The sequence below is a fragment of the Kitasatospora sp. NPDC127067 genome, assembly GCF_042724755.1.
Lineage (GTDB): Bacteria > Actinomycetota > Actinomycetes > Streptomycetales > Streptomycetaceae > Kitasatospora > Kitasatospora lactacystinica.
Window position 1 is genome coordinate 38,615 of the sequence record NZ_JBHXEM010000033.1, and the last position, 18,407, is coordinate 57,021.

Sequence of the window (18,407 nt, forward strand, 5' to 3'; positions counted from 1 at the left end):
ACAGCAAAGGCCCCGGGGCGGTACCCCCGGGGCCGAGTCGGTCGCACCACCCACCAGCAGTAGACGAGAGGACAACGACCGTGGACACCATGATGGCACTCTCCGTCGACACCCCGGAGACCGTCGGCACCGCCGACTTCGACGAGCTGTACGGCCGGTACTCCACCGCGCTGCTCGTGGCCGCCGCCGAGCAGCTCGCCGAGATCAGCCCGGCCGCGACCGACCTCGACGAGGACCTGGCCGAGGCCGTCTGGGACGACGTCGCCGCCGGCCTCTACCCGAGCGGCGCCCGCGGCTTCGCCGGGCTGCTGCTCATGCTGCGCGACAAGGTCCGCCGGGTCCGCGCCCGCGCGGCCGCCGCCTCCCGCGCGATCCGCGAGGTCGTCATCGACCTGGACGACCTCGCCGACACCGCGCCGGCCACCGCGATCCCGACCGCCCGGGTGCTCCCGGCCACCGTCTCCGCCGCCGTCGCCGCCCTCCGCGCGCTCCCCATCGCCGGGTAGCGCCGTGGCTTCCGAAGCCCTGCTCAAGCTGCTCGCCGCGAAGGCCGCCGCTGCTGCCGCCAAGGCAGCCGCCCGCGCCGCCGCCGAAGCCCTCAAGGCCGTGACCCCCGGAGGAAGCCAGTGACGATCACCCACCTCGCCGTCTGCCGCGCGTACGCCAACGGCACCGGCACCACCCCCTCGGCCCCGCCCGCGCCGCCGGCCCCGCCCGCGCCCTCCGCCGGCGGTGGCCGGTGAGCAGCCAGCGAACCCCGAGCTCCACGTTCGACGCGGACCTGCTGCTGAGCATGGCGAAGCGGTCCACCGCCCGTACGCTCCACCGCCGCCCGGACGAGGCCGGCCCGGCCCGCCCGCCGAAGCAGCCGACACCCGAACCGGCCCCCACCACCACCACCTGACGTCGGTTGGTTGTCGTTCGCCGCCGCGCCCCGCCCCCAAGCAGCACAGGGAGCAGGGGCGCGGCGGTGTTCGACGGTGCCCGACGCACCGCCCGCCGGCTCCGGCGGGACCGGAGAGGAGAAGCCCTGATGCTCGAGCGCCTGCGCGACGCCGTCACCGAGTTCCTGGACCACCGGGAGTTCACCCGCGACATCAAGGCCCAGATCGAGGCGGGCGACCAGGAGGCCGCCGAGGCCTTCCGCACCGGCACCTTCGCCGCCGCCTTCACCTGGAGCGGCTGCTGCGCCCGCGGTGAGGAGGTCGCCCGCTACGTCCGGCTGGTCCTGGACGCGGACGGCACCGCCGACCGCGTCGCCTGGCTGCGCCGCCCCTGACCCAGCCGCGCCTTCCCCGCGCACCCCTATATAGAGGAGGAGCCCGCTGTGGCTGCCCGCACCCGTACTCCCGCCCGCCGCCCGGCGCCGACCAAGCCCGCCACGACGAAGACCACCACGGCCACGGCCGTGCCGACGCCCCGCGACGAGGCCGCCGACCAGGCCGGCGCCGACGCGCTGCTGGAGGCCGCCCGCACCGAGGCCGACCAGCTGCGCACCACCGCGCAGGCCGACGCCGACCAGCTGCTCGCCGAGGCCCGCCAGAAGCTGGCCGACGCCGAGCAGCACGCCCAGGAGGTGCGGGCCGAGGCCGGCACCGTCCTGGCGCAGGCCCAGGAGCAGGTGAAGGCGACGACCGCCGAGCTGGAGGAGCGGCTGGCCGTTGCCCGCGACGAGCTCGCCGACGCCCTCAAGCAGCGCACCGCCGCCGAGCAGCACGTCGCCCGCCTGGCGGCGCTGACCGAGCAGCAGATCGCGGCGGCCGAGGACACGGTGGCCCGGGCCCGGACGATCGCGGACGGCGACCTCGCCGCTGCCGAGCAGACCGTCGCCCGGCGCCGCCAGGCCGCCGAGAAGCTCCAGCGCGAGGCCGAGGCCGAGGGCGAGCGGATCGTCGGCGCGGCCCGGGAGCGGGCGCAGCAGATCCTGGCCGACGCCGAGCAGGCCAAGGAGCAGGCCCGCGCGGAGGCCGAGCAGGTCGCCGCGCACGCCGAGCACCTGGTCGCCGAGGCCAAGAGGCAGGCGGCGGACCTGGTCACCTTGGCCGAGCAGGACGCCGAGGCCCGCCGGGAGTCGGCGGCCCGGGCGCGCGAGGAGGCCGAGAAGGACGCGGAGCAGCTGCGCGGTCAGGCCCGGGCGGCGGTGGACGCCGCGGAGGAGGAGGCGGCGCAGATGCTGGACCAGGCGCGGGAGCAGGCGGGCGAGTTGCTCGCGGGCGCCGAGTCGACGGCGGAGCAGCGCGAGCGGGAGGCGGCCGAGGTGCTGGCCGCCGCGCAGGGCCAGGCCGAGGAGGCGGTGGCCGAGGTGAAGTCGAGGGCGGAGGCGACGGCGTCGGGACTCATCCGCACGGCGGAGGAGGAGGCCGCCGGGCACCTGTCCGACGCCGAGGACAAGGCCCGGCAGCTGGTCGGCGACGCCGAGGACCGGGTGCGCGAGGTGCTCGGCGCCGGCGCCCGCCAGCAGGCCGACGCGCAGGCCCGCCTCGCGGCGATCCGCGAGGAGGCCGAGGAGGCGGAGGCCCTGGTCGCCAAGACGAGGGTCCGCCAGGGGTTCGTCGACAAGTGGGGGCCGCGGGTCGCCCTCGCCGCGACGATCGTCCTCACCGCGTCCGGTGAGTTCGCGCTCGCCAAGATGTCGGGCTGGCCGCAGGAGGTCGCCTGGGCGCTGCCGCTGGCCATCGACGTGTACGTCGTCCAGTCGTTCCGCCGGCACAAGGACGTGCTCGGCGCGATCGTCCTGATGGTCGCGGCGAACGCGGTCTACCACCTCGCGGCGGCCGGCCTGGTCGGCGTGCACACCTCCGGCCCGGACAAGGGCAAGCCGCTGTGGTGGCTCATCGTGACGGTCGCGGCGATCGCGCCGTGGGTGATGTGGCGCCTGCACCACATCACCGCCGAGGACGAGAGCGCCCACGGCGATGGCGGGACCGGGCCCGGTGAGACCGAGACCGAGCCGGACGACGGTGAGACCGGCGACTCGGTCTACGACAGTCTCAGCGACGACCTCGCGGCCCTGGCGCCCGAGCCGGGCACCTTCCCGGACGGGGTGCGAGACCTGCGTGAGATCGAGCCCGGCCCGGTTGAGACCGGCGGTCGTGAGACCGGCCGCCCGATGCGACTGGTTGAGACCGGCGGCGGCGAGCGTGAGACCGGCAGGTCAGAGCGTGAGACCGACGGTGAGACCGGACCGGGTACGGCGCTCGCCAAGCGCGGCGGTGAGACCAAGAGGCGCCCTTCCGCTCAGGACGCCGAGATCGAGGGCGAGATCACCGCGCTGCTCAGTCTCATGCACCGCCGGGGCGGCGCCGACCAGGTCTCACTGGACGACGCCGAGGAGGTCACCGGCAAGAGCCGCGCGACGGCGGCCCGGCGCCTTGAGACCGCACGGGGCCGCTACCGCAAGACCGGCTGAGACCGGGCCACCCGCTGACGCTCCGACAGGAAGCCCGGCGGCGGCCCGGCCCCACCACGTAAGTCACAGAGAGCAACGGAAATCGTCGGTTCTCCGGTGGCCACCAGGGCGCAGACATCGCCCTGGTGACCGCCGAAGGTGCCGACGGCACCGAGCACCACCCTATGACCCGTGCATCCGGCCGGAGCCCGGGTCGACCAACCTTCCCCCCAGCGCGTGAAAGGACGGCCACCGTGGCCTACGACGACGACACCAACGACTTCGGATGGAAGTCCGACCAGCTGCTCGCCCCCGGCGGCATGGCCATGTACACCGACCAGATCCGGGCCATCTTCCGCGACCACCGCGACGACTTCCGCGCCCTGGCCAACGACCTCCAGGGCGACCTCAAGCACAACCCGCCCGCCGGCGACAACGGCCTCCAGGCCAGCTACCACGCCTGGAAGACCGCCCGGCTGCTCCACCAGATGGAGGGCCACGCGCAGGCCATCATCACCCTGGCCGCCAAGCTGCGCGCCACCCACCAGGACATCTACGTCGAGCTGCCCAAGCGCCGCGAGGCGAAGGCCGAGGCCAAGGCGCTGGAGAAGTCCGGCCAGGGCGCGCAGGTGGCCCGCACCGCGGGCAACGTCAACGACTTGGTCCGCCAGATGGCGGCCCACGCCACCGGGCAGGCCGGCGACCAGGCCGGGCAGCCGGCGGCGGGCGTGCCCGCGCAGCCCGCCTACCCGCCGGTCTTCGACATGTTCAAGACGGGCACCGGCCAGTGAGCGGCACGGCGCTCGACAAGGCGGCGCGCCAGGCGGTGGAGCGCCGCCTGGCGAACCTGCACCGGTTCTACAAGGACCGCCAGGACGCCGCGGCGACCGACCAGGAGCTCGCCGCGGTGGTGCTCGACCGGGCCCGCGCGATCGCGAAATTCGCGGAGAAGAACGGCGATCCGACCAAGTGGTACGCGCTCGCCCAGTACCTCGACGCCTGGTGCAACCAGCACGGAGGGTGACCGGGCCAAGGGCCCGAAATCATCATCATCACCGGCTCCGCGAGCTCATCACCGAGCCCCAAGGCGCGCGCGCGACGCGCGCGCGCGAGGCTCCCAGACCAGTGACGGACTGTCAACATCGAGAGGAGGGCGAGTTGAGCGACTCCGACGACGGAAACGTGGTCACCCTGCACCCCCGGATCGGTCTGCGCCCGCCCATCGGGCCGACCCCGAACACCCCCGCGCCGGCACTTCCCCCGGCGCTCGCGGCACCCGCCGCCCCGGCCGCGCCGCCCTCCTTCCCCCAGGTCCGCCACCGCCGTGCGGCGGCCCCGGCCGTCCTTCCGGCGACCCTGCCGGAGAGCACCGCCGGCGGCGGGGAGACGGCCGTCGCCACCCCCTCCGCCTCCCCCGCCCCGGGCGGGGGAGGCGGCCCGGCCCCGGTCCGCGACACGGTCGCACTGTCGATGGTCACCTTCGCCGCCATCGCCCTCGCGGCGGCCCGCGGCACGGCCGGCGTCGCGTCCTGGATCAAGGCCCGAGCCGGCCAGGTGAAGGAGGCGGTGGCGGAGAAGGCGAAGGACGCCAAGTCCTCCACCACGGCGGGCGGCGGCCGGGTCCAGTCCGGCCCGGAGTGGGGCCAGCAGGCCCGCCAGCGCCAAGGCGCCGCCGGAGGTCCCGGCGGTGGTGGCCGTTCCGGCGGCAGCGGCGGCCAGGCCGGCCGCGGCTCCTCCCAAGTACCCGCCACGTTCCGCTCCAGCCAGACCGGTTCCGGCAAGGGCGGCGACCGCCCCGGTACGCAGCAGCGCGGCCCGGGCGGCAAGACGGGAGGCGGCCCGGACCGGCCGAGGCCGGACGCCAGCCTGTCGACGCGGGCCGGCCGCTCGCCCGGCCGGGGCCGCGGCCTGGCGGACCGCCAGCGCGACGAGTCCGGCGCCACGCCGGACCGGTCGAAGCGCAAGAAGGACAAGGACGGCAAGAACACCGACGGCAAGTCCGGCGTCAACGGGAAGGACAGCACCGGCTCGGGCGGGTCGTCCAGCTCCAAGAAGGGCGCCGGCTCCGGCGGCTCGGCGGCGGGCGGCTCCACCGCCGGGTCGAAGAAGAGCTCCGGCGGCTCGTCCAGCACCGGGTCGGGCGGATCCGCCAGCACGAAGAAGGGCGGGAGCTCGGGCGGCTCGGCCGGTGGCGGGTCCACCAGCGGCAGCAAGAAGCGCGGCACCGGCAGCGGGTCGGGCTCGGAGCCGGGGCGGCGCACCACGCTGGGCGAAGCGATCAGCGAAGAGGCCGAGCGGCGCCTCGACAAGCGCCGCAAGAAACACACCCCGGTCTGGCGGGCGCCGAAGAAGCGCAAGCCCAAGAAGAAGGGGAAGAAGAAGCCCGCGGCGGCCACCGGCTCCGGCACGCCGAAGATGACGACGGCCAGCACCACCAAGGCCGGGGTGAAGCCGCCCACCAAGGGCAAGGCGTCCGGCACCTCGACGACCAAGGCCGCCACCGCGAAGGCGAAGAAGACCAAGGCCACCGGATCGGGCAAAGGCCCGGGGGTGTACGCGAAGCGGGCCGCGGCGAAGGCCAGGGCCGCCTGGGCCAAGCGGCCGAAGCGCGGGACCAAGGGCCCGGCCTCCGGTCCGACCACAGGCGGCCCGTCCTCGACGGGAACCGCGTCCGCGAAGGCCGGGACGCGGGCCCGCTGGGAGCGCACCAACGCCCGCACCTCCGCCACCGGCTCCACGACGGGCTCGACGTCGTCGGGCACACGGACCGGGACGGGGCCCTCGGCCCACCGGGGCCGGCCGACCCCGCCGCCCGGGATGGTCCACGAGACCACGATCACCCTGGAGCGCATCCCCAAGCAGCCCCCGCCGCCCGACCCGCCCGCCGCCCTCCCCGCCTCCACCGGGGCCGCCGCCACCAGGTCCGCACCGGTGACCGGCGGGGGCGGCACGACCACCTCCGTGAGGAACCACATGACCGCATCCGTCGAGGTGTACGCGCCGTCGGCCGACTCCGAACTGAACATCTACGACCTGGTGGAGGCCGACGAGGCCGCCGCCGAGGAAATCCTCGACCGCGTCGACGAGGCGAAGGAAGCCGCGTCGGCGTGCGAGGACCTGGAGCACCACCTGGAGAACCTCAAGGCCCAGGTGATGCAGTTGAAGATCCCCGGCCGCCTGCTCGGCTACTGCAACCGGCTGCTGGAGAAGGCCGGCCGGGTCAAGAGCGAGGCCGAGGCCCTGGCCGCCGCCCTTCCGGCCGCGTCCGAGGCCATCAAGGCCGCCGCGACCAACGCGGCCGCCAAGCACCAGCGGCCCGCCGACGTCACCCGCGACCACGGCTACGCCGCACCGGCCGAGACCCACTACCACAAGGAGTAGAGCGCGTGTCCGACCTGCTGCCCGCCACCCGCCAGGCCGTCGGCGCCGCCGTCGAGGTCATCGCCGACGGCGTCCGCTACGGCATCCTGATCGCCCGCCTCGCCAAGGCGGGCCTGGCCCTGCGCCACATGGCCGCCCTGGCCAAGTCCACATTCGAGTACGTCGGCGATTGTGCGGCGAGCGTCGACCAGCTCGCCGAGATGGCCGCCGGCATGAACGTCGACGCCGACACCGTCGCCGAGCACCACGAGGCCGCGAACATCATGCGCGGCGCGCTCGCCAACGCCACCACCATGGCGAACGAGTGCGAGGAGATGTCGAGCCTGTTCGACGAGGCCTCCGAGGCGCACCAGGCCGACTACGGCGCCGTCACCGAGGCGTTCCAGAACATGCCCGTCGAACCGGCCAACCGCGAGTTCTACGCCAACCGCTGACCCACCCTCACCACCCGGCCGCTGCCCGGCACCGCGCACCTGCGGTGCCGGGCAGCGCCGCACCCGCACCTGGAAGGACCGCCCCCATGTCCGACAACGACAGCGACAGCTACCTGCGCTTCCTGACCACCCGCCAGGAGGACCCGGCCGACGAGGGCCGGCGCCTGTTCGGCCTGCTCCCCTTCGCCGTCCTGGCCCTCCTGCTGATCGCCGCCATCGTCCACCTGCTCGCCTCCTGACCCGAGAGGAGAACCCGCCGTGCCGAAGTTCGACCGGGCCCGCCACCTCGCGGGCCGCGCCGCCACCGCGGCCGGGGCCGCCGCCCTGACCGCCAGCATCTTCACCCCGCACGTGCTGCCCGCCGCGACCCCGGTCGTCCTCGGCACCACCGCCTTGTCCGCCGCCGTCTCCATCCAGCCCTGGCGGCGCAGCACCCCCGGCGTCCTCAGCGCCCTGTACGCGACGCCGTCGGTCATCCTGCTCGGCGAGATGGTCGCCTTCCGGATCATCCCGGGCGTGCACTGGGGCGAGGGCCTGGCCGTCGCCGTCTGGACGGGCGTCACCTGGTGGCAGCGCCCCAGCCACCTGGCCCGCGAACTGGTCCACCCCAGCGCCCAGGTGCCCGCCGTGCCGGACTACCGGCCGCAAACCCTGGTGCCCACCACGCCGGCGGAGCACCTGGTGTGCTCCTGGGCGCAGTGGGCGCAGATGGAGCGGTCCCCGGCAGCCGGCACCTTCCTCGAGCACGCCACGGTCGAGGGCCGCACCGAGTGGCGGGCGCAGATCGTCGCCGAGGGCGGCCGCCCGGTGCCGGACATCCCGATCGCCGCGATCTCGGCGATCACCAACATCCCCGAGGAGTTCATCACCATCACGGCGGTCAAGGGCCACGGCGCCGGCCGCCGCCAGCTGGTCGTCACCGAGCGCACCGGCGCCGACGTCGCCCAGCAGGAGATGGACCCGTTCACCCGCTGGGAGAAGGAGATCGCCCCCGGCGCCATGCCCCACTCCCAGCTGATCGCCATCCGGCGAGGCAACACCAAGACCGGCGACATGGAAGAGGTGCTGCGCCCCGAATGACCATCGCCACGGCCCCGGCGCCGCTCGGCCTGGACGTCGACGTCATGGAGCTGGAGGTCCAGGTCCCTCCCGGAAAGCTCCTCACCTACGACCTGCGGGCCCTGGCCTCCTCCCTGGAGATCCTCGACACCTCCTGCATGGCGGTCGAGACCGACGGCCTCACCCGCGCCCTGGTCACCATCTACCGCGACCCGCCGCTGGAGAAGCTGGAGCCCATCCGCGGCGAAGACCTGGTGATCGACGCGCAGGGCTGGCTGACCGTGGGCCGCTACCACGACGGCCAGCCCGCCCAGATCCGCCTCTACGTCCCCGGCTCCGGGGCGCAGCGCGGCGCCCTGTTCGGCACCACCGGCGCCGGCAAGTCGAGGGCGCTGCAGCTGATCCTGGCCGCCGAGAAGCGCTCCGGGATCGTGTCCTGGCTCGCCGACCTCAAGGGCGGGCAGTCGGTGCCGGAGGCCGCCGGTCAGGTCGACTGGCGGGTCACCACCCAGGAGGGCCTGCTCGCGATGCTCCAGGCGGCGGTGCGCGTCGCCGAGGAGCGGATGCGCCGCTACGCCGCGATGGGCCGCAGCTCGTTCATCATCAACCGGCCGGACCCGCTCCTGAGCGTTCGGATCGACGAGGCGAACCGGGCGCTGGAGAAGGGCGCGCCGTACCGGGACAAGGTCGCCGCTCTGATCAAGGAGCTCGGCCGCACCGGCCGCTCGGTCGGCGTCGGCATCTCCATCGCGGCGCAGGCCTCGCACGTGGACGAGCTCGGCGGCTCCGACACCCTGCGCGGCATGCTCAAGGAAGGCGAGACCATCCTGCTGCGCTGGTCCAGCTCGATGATGCAGTCGCTGGTCTCCGACGGCCTGCTCCCCCCGGGCACGCACATCGTTCCCATCCCCAAGCGCAGCGGCCCGCCGCTGCTGCGCAGCCGGTTCGCCTCCGCCCGCGGCATGGTCAAGCCCAAGCCCGGCGGCAACACCGGCGGCATGGCCTACCTCCTCGGCTCCGACCGGCCGACCGCGATGATGCGGTTCTTCCCGGTCGGCTCCATGCACGAGGTCGAGGGCCTGGACCCGCTCATCCTCGACCTGTACGGGCCGGGCGAGCCCGCCCACCTGGAGGCCACCTCGCACGAGGCCGCCGGCGCCGCGTACCTGACCCGCGACGGTGACGGCCCGGCCCACCTGGTCGAGGCCGCGAAGGAGGAGACCAAGCGCCTGGCCGAGCAGGCCGCCGCCGAGCAGAAGACCGCCGGCACCGGCAAGGCCACCGTCGCCGCCCGCATCGTCCGCGCCCTGGAGGACGCCGACGAGGACGAGGACGGCCAGCAGGCGCTCGACTTCGCCGCGCTGTTCGCCGCCGTCAACGACGACGGCGGCAAGCTCGTCGGCGCCCCGGTCCTGCGCAACGCCCTCAACGCCCTCGGCAAGGCCGACCGGATCGTCGCCCTCGGCGGCGGCCGCTACACCCTGCCCAGCTGACACCCCGCCACCCCGGCACGGGGCAGCCCGACGCGGCTGCCCCGGCCCCGTCCTGCCCTGGAGCCCACCGTGGTCGTCTCCGCGTCCCTCGCCTTCGTCTTCGGCATCGCCGTCGTCTTCCTCTACCGCAGCGGAGCCGTCCGCATCCTGTCCGGCCTGACCCTCATCCTCTTCGGCTTCACCCTCGCCAGCACCGGCCTGGGCCCGACCATCAACCAGTTCCTCACCGGCCTGGTCCACCTCGTCGGCAGCATCCGCGTCTGACCGCCCGCCCGCCCGCTCCACCGACCGGAAGGACCCGCCCGTGAACACCCACCCCGCCCACTCCCCGCTCATCACCGGCCAGGTCAGCTCCGTCGACCTGTTCCTCGCCGAGGCCTCCCTCGACCCGCGCGTGCGGCTGCGCCCGACCGGCGAGAGCACCGTCGAGGAGGCGCTCACCGCCCTGCGGGCGGCGATGGAGCTGCGCCGCCGCAGGGCGCTGCCCGCCGCCCCCCTGCGCCCCGAGCTGCCGCCCGGGCCGCCGCGCCAGGTCGTCTTCGTCCTCGACGAGGCCGCGTACCTGGCCGGGCAGTCGCGCACCGGCAAGCAGTCCCCCGAGACGGCCCGCCTGCTCCGCGAGATCCTCGCGCTCGGCCGCACCAGCCGCATCAACGACTGACCACCCTCGCCACCCCGACCGTGCCCGCCGCCCCATCCCGGAGCGGCGGGCACGACCGCATCCCGAAGGGACACCACGCCATGACCTCCGCCCACGCCGCCGAGCGCTACGCCGAACTGACCCGCCAGCACGAGGAGACCGCCCAGCTCGCCGACCCGGCGCCCCGCCCGCCGGCCGACCAGCTCATCGACGCCGCCACCGGCACCGTCGCCATCGGCCGCTACGCCGACGGCACCGTGGCCCGGGTGCCGCTGTGGAACAGCAACGGCGCCGTGCACCTGCACATCAGCGCCGGCGCCGGTGCCGGGGCCAGCACGTTGGTCGACCACCTGGTCGCCGCCGAACACGCCTGCCCGCTCACCGAGCCGTGGGTCGCCGACCCCTACGGCGCCCGCCCGGGCCTGGCCGCCCGTACCGCGACCACCAAGGTCGACACCGTCACCCTGCTGCGCGAAGCGGTCGGCCTGCTGCGCGGTCGCCTGGGCGAGACCGGCGACAACACGGCCTACTGCCCCAGCCCCGAGCACCCGCTGATCACCATCACCCTCGGGGACTGGCCCCACCTGTCCACCTGCGAGGAGACGGTGCGCCTGGTCGAGGAGATCGCGCTCACCGGCCGCCCGGTCGGCATCGGCCTGCGGATCGAGACCTGGGGCGTGGTGTTCCAGCCGCCGCTCCCGTTGACCACCACCGCCCTGCGGGACGCCCACCAGGTCACCATGACCGCCCGCCTCACCCCGGGCCTGGGTACCCACGCCAACCACCCGGCTGCCCCCGCCCGCTTGTTCCGCACCTGGACCCCCGAGCAGTAACCCGCTCCCGGCCTCTCCGAGGGCCGCCGGACCCCGCCGCCACCCGGCGGCAGGGGCCCGGCGGCCCCAGAAGGCGCCCGGCGCCCCCAGACCCGCACGCCCCAGCCCGTCACCCCTTGGAGCACACCGTGGACAGCATCTACACCGGCCCCTCCGCCACCGCCGCCGACCTGGCGGTCGACCTCAACGCCTACCTCCTCCAGGAGGGCTTCGTGGTGGCCTCCCTCGACGGCCAGGTCGTAGCCGTCCCGCTCCAGCCCTCCCCCGCCACCCCGGCCCTGATCCCCGCCCTGGTCGACGGCAAGGTCATCGCCGTGCCCGTGCACAACCCGCTCGCCGCCGCCGCGGCCGCCTCGCAGCAGCAGCAGCCCGCCCCGGCCCCGGCCGCCCAGGCGCAGCCGGCTGTCGAGCAGGGCCTGCCGCTGGCACTGCGTCAGGGCGTGCTCTGCAGCTGCGCCGGAGCTCTCGCCCTCGGCGGCCTGACCTGGATGGTCGGCGCCGGGGTCGGCGAGGTCGCGCCGTACGCGGACCAGATCGGCAAGGTGCTGATGTGGGCGGCCGCCACGGTGGCCGCCGTGGTGATCGGCGTCGCCGCGCTGCTCGGCAAGCTCCGCTCCGTCGCCTCCAGCGCCGGCACCGGGGCGAGCGCCAGCGGCGACGGCTCCACCGCGTCCGGCCCCGTCCTCGCGATGTTCCACCGGCACACCGAGGTCACCATCGGCAAGCAGTCCGCCGGGTGGAAGGGCACGGTCAACAACAACGTCCGCTGACCGCCCGCCCGGTCTCGCCCCCGGCCTGCCTCCGCCCGCCCCGCCGACCCCGGCCGGGCGGGCGGGCCGCCTTCCGGGGACGGGGCCGGCCGACCGGCCGACACCGCGCGACGAGAGGGACCGCACCATGCAGCAGCCCGCCGCTCACTCCGCCACCACCCCGGCCCTCGTCAAGCCGGCCCCCGGCACCTACGTCCTGTTCCGTGACGCCGACCGCTACCTGACCGGCCACCCCGACCACACCCAGATCTGCAAGGTCCTGGCCGACAGCCACTACCTCGAGGACAAGGCCGACGTGCTCGTGCTGGTCACCCGGGAAGTCATTCGCTTCGCCCCGGTCGTCTTCATGCGGCCGCTCGACCCGGCCGAGCTGATGCACGACATCGACACCGCGCCCCTGGACTCCCTCGGCGACGGCCGGCTGATGACCGCCGCCGGGGCCTGGCTCGCCGCCCAGGCCCGCCAGGCCAAGACCAACTCCCCCGCCGCCCTGCCCGCCGTCCACGACTGACGCCGACCCAACCGCGCCGCCGCCCGCCCCGCCGAACCCCCGGCCGAGGCGGGCGGCGGCGCACCGCCCCTCCGCTCCGCCGCCGGCACCGCCGCCCACCCAGCAGAGAAGGAGACCCTGGCCGTGCGCGCATCCGACCTCGACCCCTCCGGTGAGCACCACGGCGGCCTGCCGACCTGGCCCTGGCGCTACGCCGACCCCGGCCTGCACACCCGCCGCCAGCTGCGCGCCATGGGCCTGCGCCCCGGCGGCCAGGAGCCCGCCGCACAGGTGGTTTGCCGCCGCGGGAAGCGGATCGCGTACCTGTACCGGATCGACCAGGCCCTGCCCGTACGGCCGATGACGCCGCGCCAGGCCGAAGCCCTCGACCGGGCGATGGCCGCCCGCCAGACCTGCCCGCTGTGCCTCACCCGCTACGACGCCTGCCTCCCGCTCAAGACCCTCGGCTCCTGCGTGCCGTGCAGCGAGCTCTCCGACGACGAGCGCGACCAGCTCGCCGCCCTCACCAACGCCGCCTGACCCACGCCACCGTCCTGGAGGACACCCGTGAAGCTCCGCGTCTTCGCCAACGTGCTCGCCGAGGCCGTCGCCTTCGCCGCCCGCGCCCTGCCCACCCGCGCCCCCGTCCCGGTCCTGGCCGGCATCCTGCTGCGCACCGACGAGCGCGGCCTGCACCTGGCGGCGTTCGACTACGAGACCGCGGCGACCACCCGCGTGGACGCGGAGATCGCCGACGACGGCACCGCGCTGGTCTCCGGCCGCCTCCTCAACGAGATCTGCAAGGCCCTGCCGAAGGCGGCGGAGGTCGACATCGAGCTGTCCGGCTCCCGGCTGCTCGTCACCTCCCGGACGGCGAAGTTCACCCTGCCGACCCTGCCGGTCGAGCATCTCGCCCAAGGCCGTCCTCGTCGGGCTCGCCGTGATCCTGCTGCTCATCTGGAGCGCCGTCCACTGACGCCCGGGCACTGACGCTGCCCACCACCGCGCCCGCCGCTCCCGAGCCATCCAGGCCGGGACGGCGGGCGCCGTGGTGCGCGGCGCGGCCGCCCGGCCGGCACCGACCAGATCGGAGAACCCGTTGAGCCCGCACGACAGCACCCCGGCCATCCCGCAGCACCGGGCCGACCTGCGCGACCTCGAACCCCTCGCCGCCAGGGTCGCCGCCGCCCGAGACGGCCGTCCCGCTCCCGCCCTCGACCCCGCCGCCCGCCAGGCCCTCATCCGCCTCCTCACCGAGGCCGCCGCCCGGGGCGCCGCCATCAACCCCCAAGCCGCCCTGGCCGCCCAGACCCGCGCCGACGAGCTGCGCGCCGGGCTGGACTGACCCGCCCGCCCGGCCCCGGAACCGCCCACCCGACACCACCGGAGAGGACCCACCACCATGCCCCGCCGCAACCTGCTCCAGCTCCTGCCCGCCCGCCTGCTCCGCCGCTTCGGCTACCACCTCGCGCTCCACAACCCGGCCGCCCTGGCGGCCGTGCTGGAGAGCAACCTCGACGCCGCCCGGGCGGCCCGGCCCGCGGACCTGCGCAAGGCCCTGGCGAGGTCGACCTCGCCGATGGAGTTCCAGCCCGGCCTGGTCGGCCTGCACCGCGAGGCGGCCGGCATCGTCGTCTACCTCTGCAACGCCGCGGCCGCCTCCGAGACCAACCTCGACCTCCACGACCCCGACCAGCGCCAGCTCTACCGGGACCTGCTGGCCGCCGTCGGTGCCGCCGAGGAGCTCCGGCTCCGCGTGGCCACCGCCGCCGCCCACGCGCTGCCCGCCCCCGCCGAGAGCGCCTGCGAGCTCCAGCACAGCTGACCGCCCGTCCGGACAGCGACGCTGCCCACCACCGCGCCCGCCGCTCCCGAGCCATCCAGGCCGGGGCGGCGGGCGTCGCGGTGCGCGGCGCGGCCGCCCGGCCGACACCGACCAGATCGGAGAACCCGTTGAGCACGACGCCCGCAGCCGGCCACCCCGCCGTCGCGACCTTCGAGATCACCACCTACGGCACGCTCCACCAGGACCCGCCGCTCGGCGACGCCCTCACCGTCGACCTGACGACCGCGCTGAGGAATCCGCCGGAGGACCCCGCCGTGCGCGAGCAGATGATCAGCTCCACCGGCCTCGACCAGCACGTCCTCGACTACGTCCTCGCCACCCCCGGCGCCCGCGAGATCGCGGAACGCACCGTGCGCCGGGCACTGGCCCAGCACACCGCGCTGCCCGGAGAGACGGTCCGTATCCATGTCTATTGCCGCGGCGGCAGGCACCGCAGTGTCTCCGTGGGCCGCGAGGCCGGCCGACTGCTCCAGGAGCTCGGCGCGGCCGTGACCGTGACGCACCGCCACGTCCACCTGCCGGTCAAGGAGACCGCCCGGTGACCGCCACGGCCGCACACGGCAACGGGTCCGGCGGCGGGTGCGTGTTCTGCGCGATCGCCGCCGGCCTCGCGCCCGCCCAGACCGTGGCCCGCTGGCCCGACGCGCTGGCCATCGTCCCGCTGAGCCCGGTCACCGACGGGCACCTGCTGGTCCTGCCGACCAGCCACGTCCCCGACGCCGTCTTCGACCCGGACGTCACCGCCGCGACGATGCGCCGTGCCGCCGAGCTCGCCCAGGGCGCCGGCCCGGCGAACCTCATCACCAGCATCGGCCCCGCGGCGACCCAGTCCGTGGAGCACCTGCACATCCACCTGGTCCCCCGCCGGGCCCACGACGGCCTCCACCTTCCCTGGACCGTCCCCGCACCCGTCGTCGCCGAGGCGCAGACCACCAGCGACGACCCCACCGGGGCCTGGCTCTGACCCGTTCCGGGCACTGACGCTGCCCACCACCACGCCCGCCGCCCCCGAGCCATCCAGGCCGGGACGGCGGCGCGGTGGTGCGCGGCGCGGCCACCCGGCCGGCACCCCGACAGGAGGGCACCGTGACCACCACCGCCCCGCACACCAAGGCCGCCCCCGTGCACGAGCCGTTCGCCCGGCCCGAGCGCACCTTCCTCCAGGACAGCGCCCTGCCCGACGCCACCGACTGGGAGCTGGCCCGCATCGCGCTCGACCGGCGCAGCTTCGCCGCCTACGCCGCCGACCCTAGGGCGGACGAGGCCCGGCGGATCGGCGAGGAGTTCACCGCCGAGGAAGCCGAGAGGGTCGACGTCTTCCTCGCGGCGGGCGTCCAGGACGTCCACCGCCTGGACGCCATCACCGCCGCCCCGGACCTCACCGGCGAGGACCGCACCTGGCTGATCGACCAGCTCCGGCTCGCCTGGGACCGCCTGGACCGCCTCCACGACTGCCTCGACGACTCCGGCAGCCTCCTCACCAACACCTACGCCGCGAGCTCCGTCGACTACGTCCGTTGGTCCCGCAAGCCGCAGGCGCTCTCGCCCCTGAACAGCCCGCGGCGCGTCCGCCCGACCACCGCCGGCTGACCAGAGCCACCCCCACCGCGACGAAAGGAGAACGATGAACACCACCCTGACCGTCGAGGAGCAGCTGCGGCTGGCCGTCGAGTTCCGCGTGCCGATCCCCCAGGGCCCGGTCGGCGGGTACGGCGAGGTCGTCGTGCGCCGCGACCAGACCGGCGACGGCTGGGCGGTGACCGACGGCGCCCTGGTCGGCCTGGCGGCCTGGACCGAGAACGACGGTTGGCAACCCGTCAGGGACATCGGCCGCGCCGCCGCCTACCGCCACACCCGCGAGCAGGCGCTGGACCTCGCCCACCGGGTCGCCGAGATCGAGGCCGCCAACTACCAGGCGCTGCTCGCCGTGGTCGCCGACCCGCTCGGCCACGCCATCCGCACCCGCCAGCACGAGTCCGGGCGCTGACCCTGCCCACCACCGCGCCCCGCCTCCGGTGCCAACCAGGCCCGGCGGGCGGGGCGCCGTGGTGCGCGGGGCCGGCGCCCGGCCGGACACCGACAGGGAGGGCAACACCGATGGACACCACCACCGAGGCCGCGACCGACCAGGCCCTCGACCGCGAGCTCGCCGCGGTCGCCAACGAAATCTCGCGCACCGACTCGAAGGCCAGCCTGCTGCTCGCCCTGGACGGCGTGCTCGTCGCCGCCGTCGCCACGCTCGGCAAGGCCCCCGGCTACGCGCTCGCCCTGGCCGCCGTCGGCACGGTGGCCATGGTCGCCGCCTCCGTGCTCGCCGTCCTCGTCGTGAAGCCGCGCCTGGACCCGACCCGGTCCAACGGCTTCTCCCGCTGGGCGGTCTGCTCCGACCCGGACGAACTGCTCCAGACCCTCGCCCACGACGTCCGGCCCCGCCGGCTGTACGAGCTGTCGGTCCTGTGCGAGCGCAAGATGCGCCACCTGATCTGGGCCGCCCGCCTCAGCGTCGTCGCCGTCGTCACCGTCGCCGCTGCCGCCCTCGCATCCGCCATCTGACCACCCACCACACCACCCCGGAGGCCCCCGCGATGACGACCACCACCCTCGCCACCGCCCGCTCCCGCGCCCTCGACCCCGTCCAGCCCGGCGACCTGGTCGCCCTGATCGGATGCGCGGCCAGCGGCAAGTCCTCGGCCCTGCGCACCATCCCGCCGCACCAGATCGTCAGCCTCGACGCCCTGCGCGCGATCGTCTCCGAACCCGGCGACCAGGACGCCACCGCCGACGCCGCCCTGCTCCAGCACCACATCCTCCTGAACCGGGCACGCCGGGGCGCGACGACCTACGTGGACAACACCTCGGTCGAGGCGCAGCACCGGCTCCAGCTGGTGGAGCTGGCCCACCAGCACGGCCGCCGCGCCGTCGCGGTCCTGGTCGACGCCCCGCTGCCCGAATGCCTCGCCCGGAACGCGGCGCGCCCGGCGCAGCAGCGGGTGCCGGAGGACACGGTCCGCTGGCAGCACCGCATGGCCCGCTCCGCCCGCGAGCTCCTCCCCCGCGAAGGCTGGGACGAGATCCGCCACCTGCGCACCGCCTGACCGGACCACCACGCTGCCCACCACCACGCCCCGCCCACCCGGCCAGCCAGGCCCGGGGGCAGGGCGCCGTGGTGCGCGGCGCGGCCGCCCGGCCCAACCCCGCTCCCCTGGAGGCACCTGATGACCGAGCAGACGACCCGCGCCCGCCTGCTGAGCACCGCCCTCGACGCCGCCGACAACATCGCCATCGCCGCCGCGGCGGCCGCCGCCAGCCTCACCACCTACCGCACCCTCGCCACCCGCCCGGCCGAGACCCGCTTCACCCTCGCCGCAGCCGCCGCCGGCCTCGCCGCCTGCCTCGCCGACCAGGCCACCACCCAGCTCCGCCGACCGCTGCGCCACCGCCTCGGCGTCCCCGCCTACGGCTACACCCCCGCCGCCGCGCCCGCCCCGACGCCGTCGAGGGAGCAGCTCGCCGAGGAGGTCGCCGCCGACGCCGCACACCGCGCGGCCACCGGAGCCCACGGCCTCGACCGCAGCGGCGGCAGCCTGACCGAGGCCGCCAACTGGCTGGGCGCGGAGGACGGCACCGCGACGTGCGAGCTGCCCGGCGGCGCACACCTGCTGTGCGTCCCCTCCCCCGCCGACCAGTACGGCCACAGCACCCGCACCTACCTGCTCGTGCGCGACGGCGAGCAGATCCGGGTGAGCAACATCAGCGAGCTGGTCGCGCTCCTGGACAGCCCCTCCGCCGACACGGAGCAGCCCGCCGACAACGAGGACCAGGACGACGACCCGTGGTCCGCCCTCGGCCGGGACCTCGCCATCGCCGAGCTGTGCCCCGTCCCGGCCGCCGCCGACGACGACCAGGCCGACGAGGACGCGGACGACGACGTCGACCAGGAGGCCGAGGCCCACGCCGCCGGCCTGCTGTAGCCGACCACCCCTCGGTGGCGGGTCGGCCCTCCCCTGCCGCGCCCGCCACCCACCGCATCTGATCACCCGCCGCAACCCCGCCCCGGCCCGCACCCCAGCGGG

Annotated in this window: 27 protein-coding genes; all 27 read left to right on the forward strand. The window is 75.4% G+C overall.

The window, feature by feature from the left end:
- Positions 1-80: 80 nt before the first annotated feature.
- The 27 genes from ACFWJ4_RS16455 (at position 81) to ACFWJ4_RS16585 (ending at position 18,305) form a co-directional block, all read left to right on the forward strand.
- Positions 81-506: a hypothetical protein gene (locus tag ACFWJ4_RS16455; RefSeq protein WP_380544303.1), complete on the forward strand. Its 426-nt coding sequence runs from the start codon at positions 81-83 to the stop codon at positions 504-506.
- Positions 507-739: 233 nt separating this feature from the next.
- Positions 740-904: a hypothetical protein gene (locus ACFWJ4_RS16460; RefSeq protein ID WP_380544306.1), complete on the forward strand. Its 165-nt coding sequence runs from the start codon at positions 740-742 to the stop codon at positions 902-904.
- A gap of 129 nt (positions 905-1,033) precedes the next feature.
- Positions 1,034-1,279, forward strand: coding sequence for a hypothetical protein (locus tag ACFWJ4_RS16465; RefSeq protein WP_380544307.1), 246 nt, complete (start codon positions 1,034-1,036; stop codon positions 1,277-1,279).
- 48 nt (positions 1,280-1,327) lie between these two features.
- Positions 1,328-3,409, forward strand: a complete 2,082-nt coding sequence (locus ACFWJ4_RS16470; protein ID WP_380544310.1) for a hypothetical protein — start codon at positions 1,328-1,330, stop codon at positions 3,407-3,409.
- 233 nt (positions 3,410-3,642) lie between these two features.
- Entirely contained in the window at positions 3,643-4,179 is a 537-nt protein-coding gene (locus ACFWJ4_RS16475) for a hypothetical protein (RefSeq protein ID WP_380544313.1), read from the forward strand.
- Complete coding sequence (locus ACFWJ4_RS16480) at positions 4,176-4,412, forward strand: hypothetical protein (RefSeq protein ID WP_380544316.1); 237 nt, start codon at positions 4,176-4,178, stop codon at positions 4,410-4,412. The genes ACFWJ4_RS16475 and ACFWJ4_RS16480 overlap by 4 nt, the downstream gene beginning before the upstream one ends.
- Positions 4,413-4,546: 134 nt before the next feature.
- Positions 4,547-6,769, forward strand: coding sequence for a hypothetical protein (locus tag ACFWJ4_RS16485; RefSeq protein WP_380544319.1), 2,223 nt, complete (start codon positions 4,547-4,549; stop codon positions 6,767-6,769).
- Between the two features lie 5 nt (positions 6,770-6,774).
- A complete protein-coding gene (locus ACFWJ4_RS16490) occupies positions 6,775-7,203 on the forward strand; it encodes a hypothetical protein (RefSeq protein WP_380544322.1) in 429 nt (142 codons plus the stop codon).
- 86 nt (positions 7,204-7,289) lie between these two features.
- Positions 7,290-7,442, forward strand: coding sequence for a hypothetical protein (locus tag ACFWJ4_RS16495; RefSeq protein ID WP_380544325.1), 153 nt, complete (start codon positions 7,290-7,292; stop codon positions 7,440-7,442).
- A 19-nt stretch (positions 7,443-7,461) separates the two neighbouring features.
- Positions 7,462-8,283, forward strand: a complete 822-nt coding sequence (locus tag ACFWJ4_RS16500; RefSeq protein ID WP_380544327.1) for a hypothetical protein — start codon at positions 7,462-7,464, stop codon at positions 8,281-8,283.
- The gene (locus ACFWJ4_RS16505; RefSeq protein WP_380544330.1) at positions 8,280-9,755 is read left to right on the forward strand and encodes a transfer protein; all 1,476 of its coding nucleotides are present in this window, start codon (positions 8,280-8,282) and stop codon (positions 9,753-9,755) included. Before ACFWJ4_RS16500 ends, ACFWJ4_RS16505 begins: the two co-directional genes overlap by 4 nt.
- Positions 9,756-9,824: 69 nt before the next feature.
- Positions 9,825-10,019 (forward strand): hypothetical protein, encoded by a 195-nt coding sequence (locus ACFWJ4_RS16510; RefSeq protein WP_380544332.1) that lies wholly within the window; start codon positions 9,825-9,827, stop codon positions 10,017-10,019.
- 40 nt (positions 10,020-10,059) lie between these two features.
- Positions 10,060-10,416 (forward strand): hypothetical protein, encoded by a 357-nt coding sequence (locus ACFWJ4_RS16515; protein ID WP_380544335.1) that lies wholly within the window; start codon positions 10,060-10,062, stop codon positions 10,414-10,416.
- Positions 10,417-10,496: 80 nt separating this feature from the next.
- Positions 10,497-11,228 carry a hypothetical protein gene (locus ACFWJ4_RS16520; protein ID WP_380544337.1) on the forward strand — a complete coding sequence of 244 codons (732 nt, stop codon included), beginning with the start codon at positions 10,497-10,499 and terminating at the stop codon, positions 11,226-11,228.
- Between the two features lie 128 nt (positions 11,229-11,356).
- Positions 11,357-11,998, forward strand: coding sequence for a hypothetical protein (locus ACFWJ4_RS16525; protein ID WP_380544340.1), 642 nt, complete (start codon positions 11,357-11,359; stop codon positions 11,996-11,998).
- A 127-nt stretch (positions 11,999-12,125) separates the two neighbouring features.
- On the forward strand, positions 12,126-12,509 hold the full coding sequence (locus ACFWJ4_RS16530; protein ID WP_380544343.1) for a hypothetical protein: 384 nt from the start codon (positions 12,126-12,128) through the stop codon (positions 12,507-12,509).
- Between the two features lie 123 nt (positions 12,510-12,632).
- Complete coding sequence (locus ACFWJ4_RS16535) at positions 12,633-13,028, forward strand: RRQRL motif-containing zinc-binding protein (RefSeq protein ID WP_380544346.1); 396 nt, start codon at positions 12,633-12,635, stop codon at positions 13,026-13,028.
- 27 nt (positions 13,029-13,055) lie between these two features.
- Complete coding sequence (locus ACFWJ4_RS16540; protein ID WP_380544349.1) at positions 13,056-13,478, forward strand: hypothetical protein; 423 nt, start codon at positions 13,056-13,058, stop codon at positions 13,476-13,478.
- A gap of 109 nt (positions 13,479-13,587) precedes the next feature.
- Positions 13,588-13,833: a hypothetical protein gene (locus ACFWJ4_RS16545; protein ID WP_380544352.1), complete on the forward strand. Its 246-nt coding sequence runs from the start codon at positions 13,588-13,590 to the stop codon at positions 13,831-13,833.
- A gap of 57 nt (positions 13,834-13,890) precedes the next feature.
- Complete coding sequence (locus tag ACFWJ4_RS16550) at positions 13,891-14,313, forward strand: hypothetical protein (RefSeq protein ID WP_380544355.1); 423 nt, start codon at positions 13,891-13,893, stop codon at positions 14,311-14,313.
- A gap of 128 nt (positions 14,314-14,441) precedes the next feature.
- Positions 14,442-14,876 carry a hypothetical protein gene (locus tag ACFWJ4_RS16555; RefSeq protein ID WP_380544358.1) on the forward strand — a complete coding sequence of 145 codons (435 nt, stop codon included), beginning with the start codon at positions 14,442-14,444 and terminating at the stop codon, positions 14,874-14,876.
- Entirely contained in the window at positions 14,873-15,298 is a 426-nt protein-coding gene (locus ACFWJ4_RS16560; RefSeq protein WP_380544361.1) for an HIT family protein, read from the forward strand. Before ACFWJ4_RS16555 ends, ACFWJ4_RS16560 begins: the two co-directional genes overlap by 4 nt.
- 122 nt (positions 15,299-15,420) lie before the next feature.
- Complete coding sequence (locus ACFWJ4_RS16565) at positions 15,421-15,924, forward strand: hypothetical protein (protein ID WP_380544364.1); 504 nt, start codon at positions 15,421-15,423, stop codon at positions 15,922-15,924.
- Between the two features lie 34 nt (positions 15,925-15,958).
- Positions 15,959-16,321 (forward strand): hypothetical protein, encoded by a 363-nt coding sequence (locus ACFWJ4_RS16570; RefSeq protein WP_380544367.1) that lies wholly within the window; start codon positions 15,959-15,961, stop codon positions 16,319-16,321.
- Positions 16,322-16,431: 110 nt separating this feature from the next.
- The gene (locus ACFWJ4_RS16575) at positions 16,432-16,887 is read left to right on the forward strand and encodes a Pycsar system effector family protein (protein WP_380544370.1); all 456 of its coding nucleotides are present in this window, start codon (positions 16,432-16,434) and stop codon (positions 16,885-16,887) included.
- A 32-nt stretch (positions 16,888-16,919) separates the two neighbouring features.
- Positions 16,920-17,429 (forward strand): AAA family ATPase, encoded by a 510-nt coding sequence (locus ACFWJ4_RS16580; RefSeq protein WP_380544373.1) that lies wholly within the window; start codon positions 16,920-16,922, stop codon positions 17,427-17,429.
- 120 nt (positions 17,430-17,549) lie between these two features.
- The gene (locus ACFWJ4_RS16585; RefSeq protein WP_380544375.1) at positions 17,550-18,305 is read left to right on the forward strand and encodes a hypothetical protein; all 756 of its coding nucleotides are present in this window, start codon (positions 17,550-17,552) and stop codon (positions 18,303-18,305) included.
- The last annotated feature ends 102 nt before the right edge of the window (positions 18,306-18,407 follow it).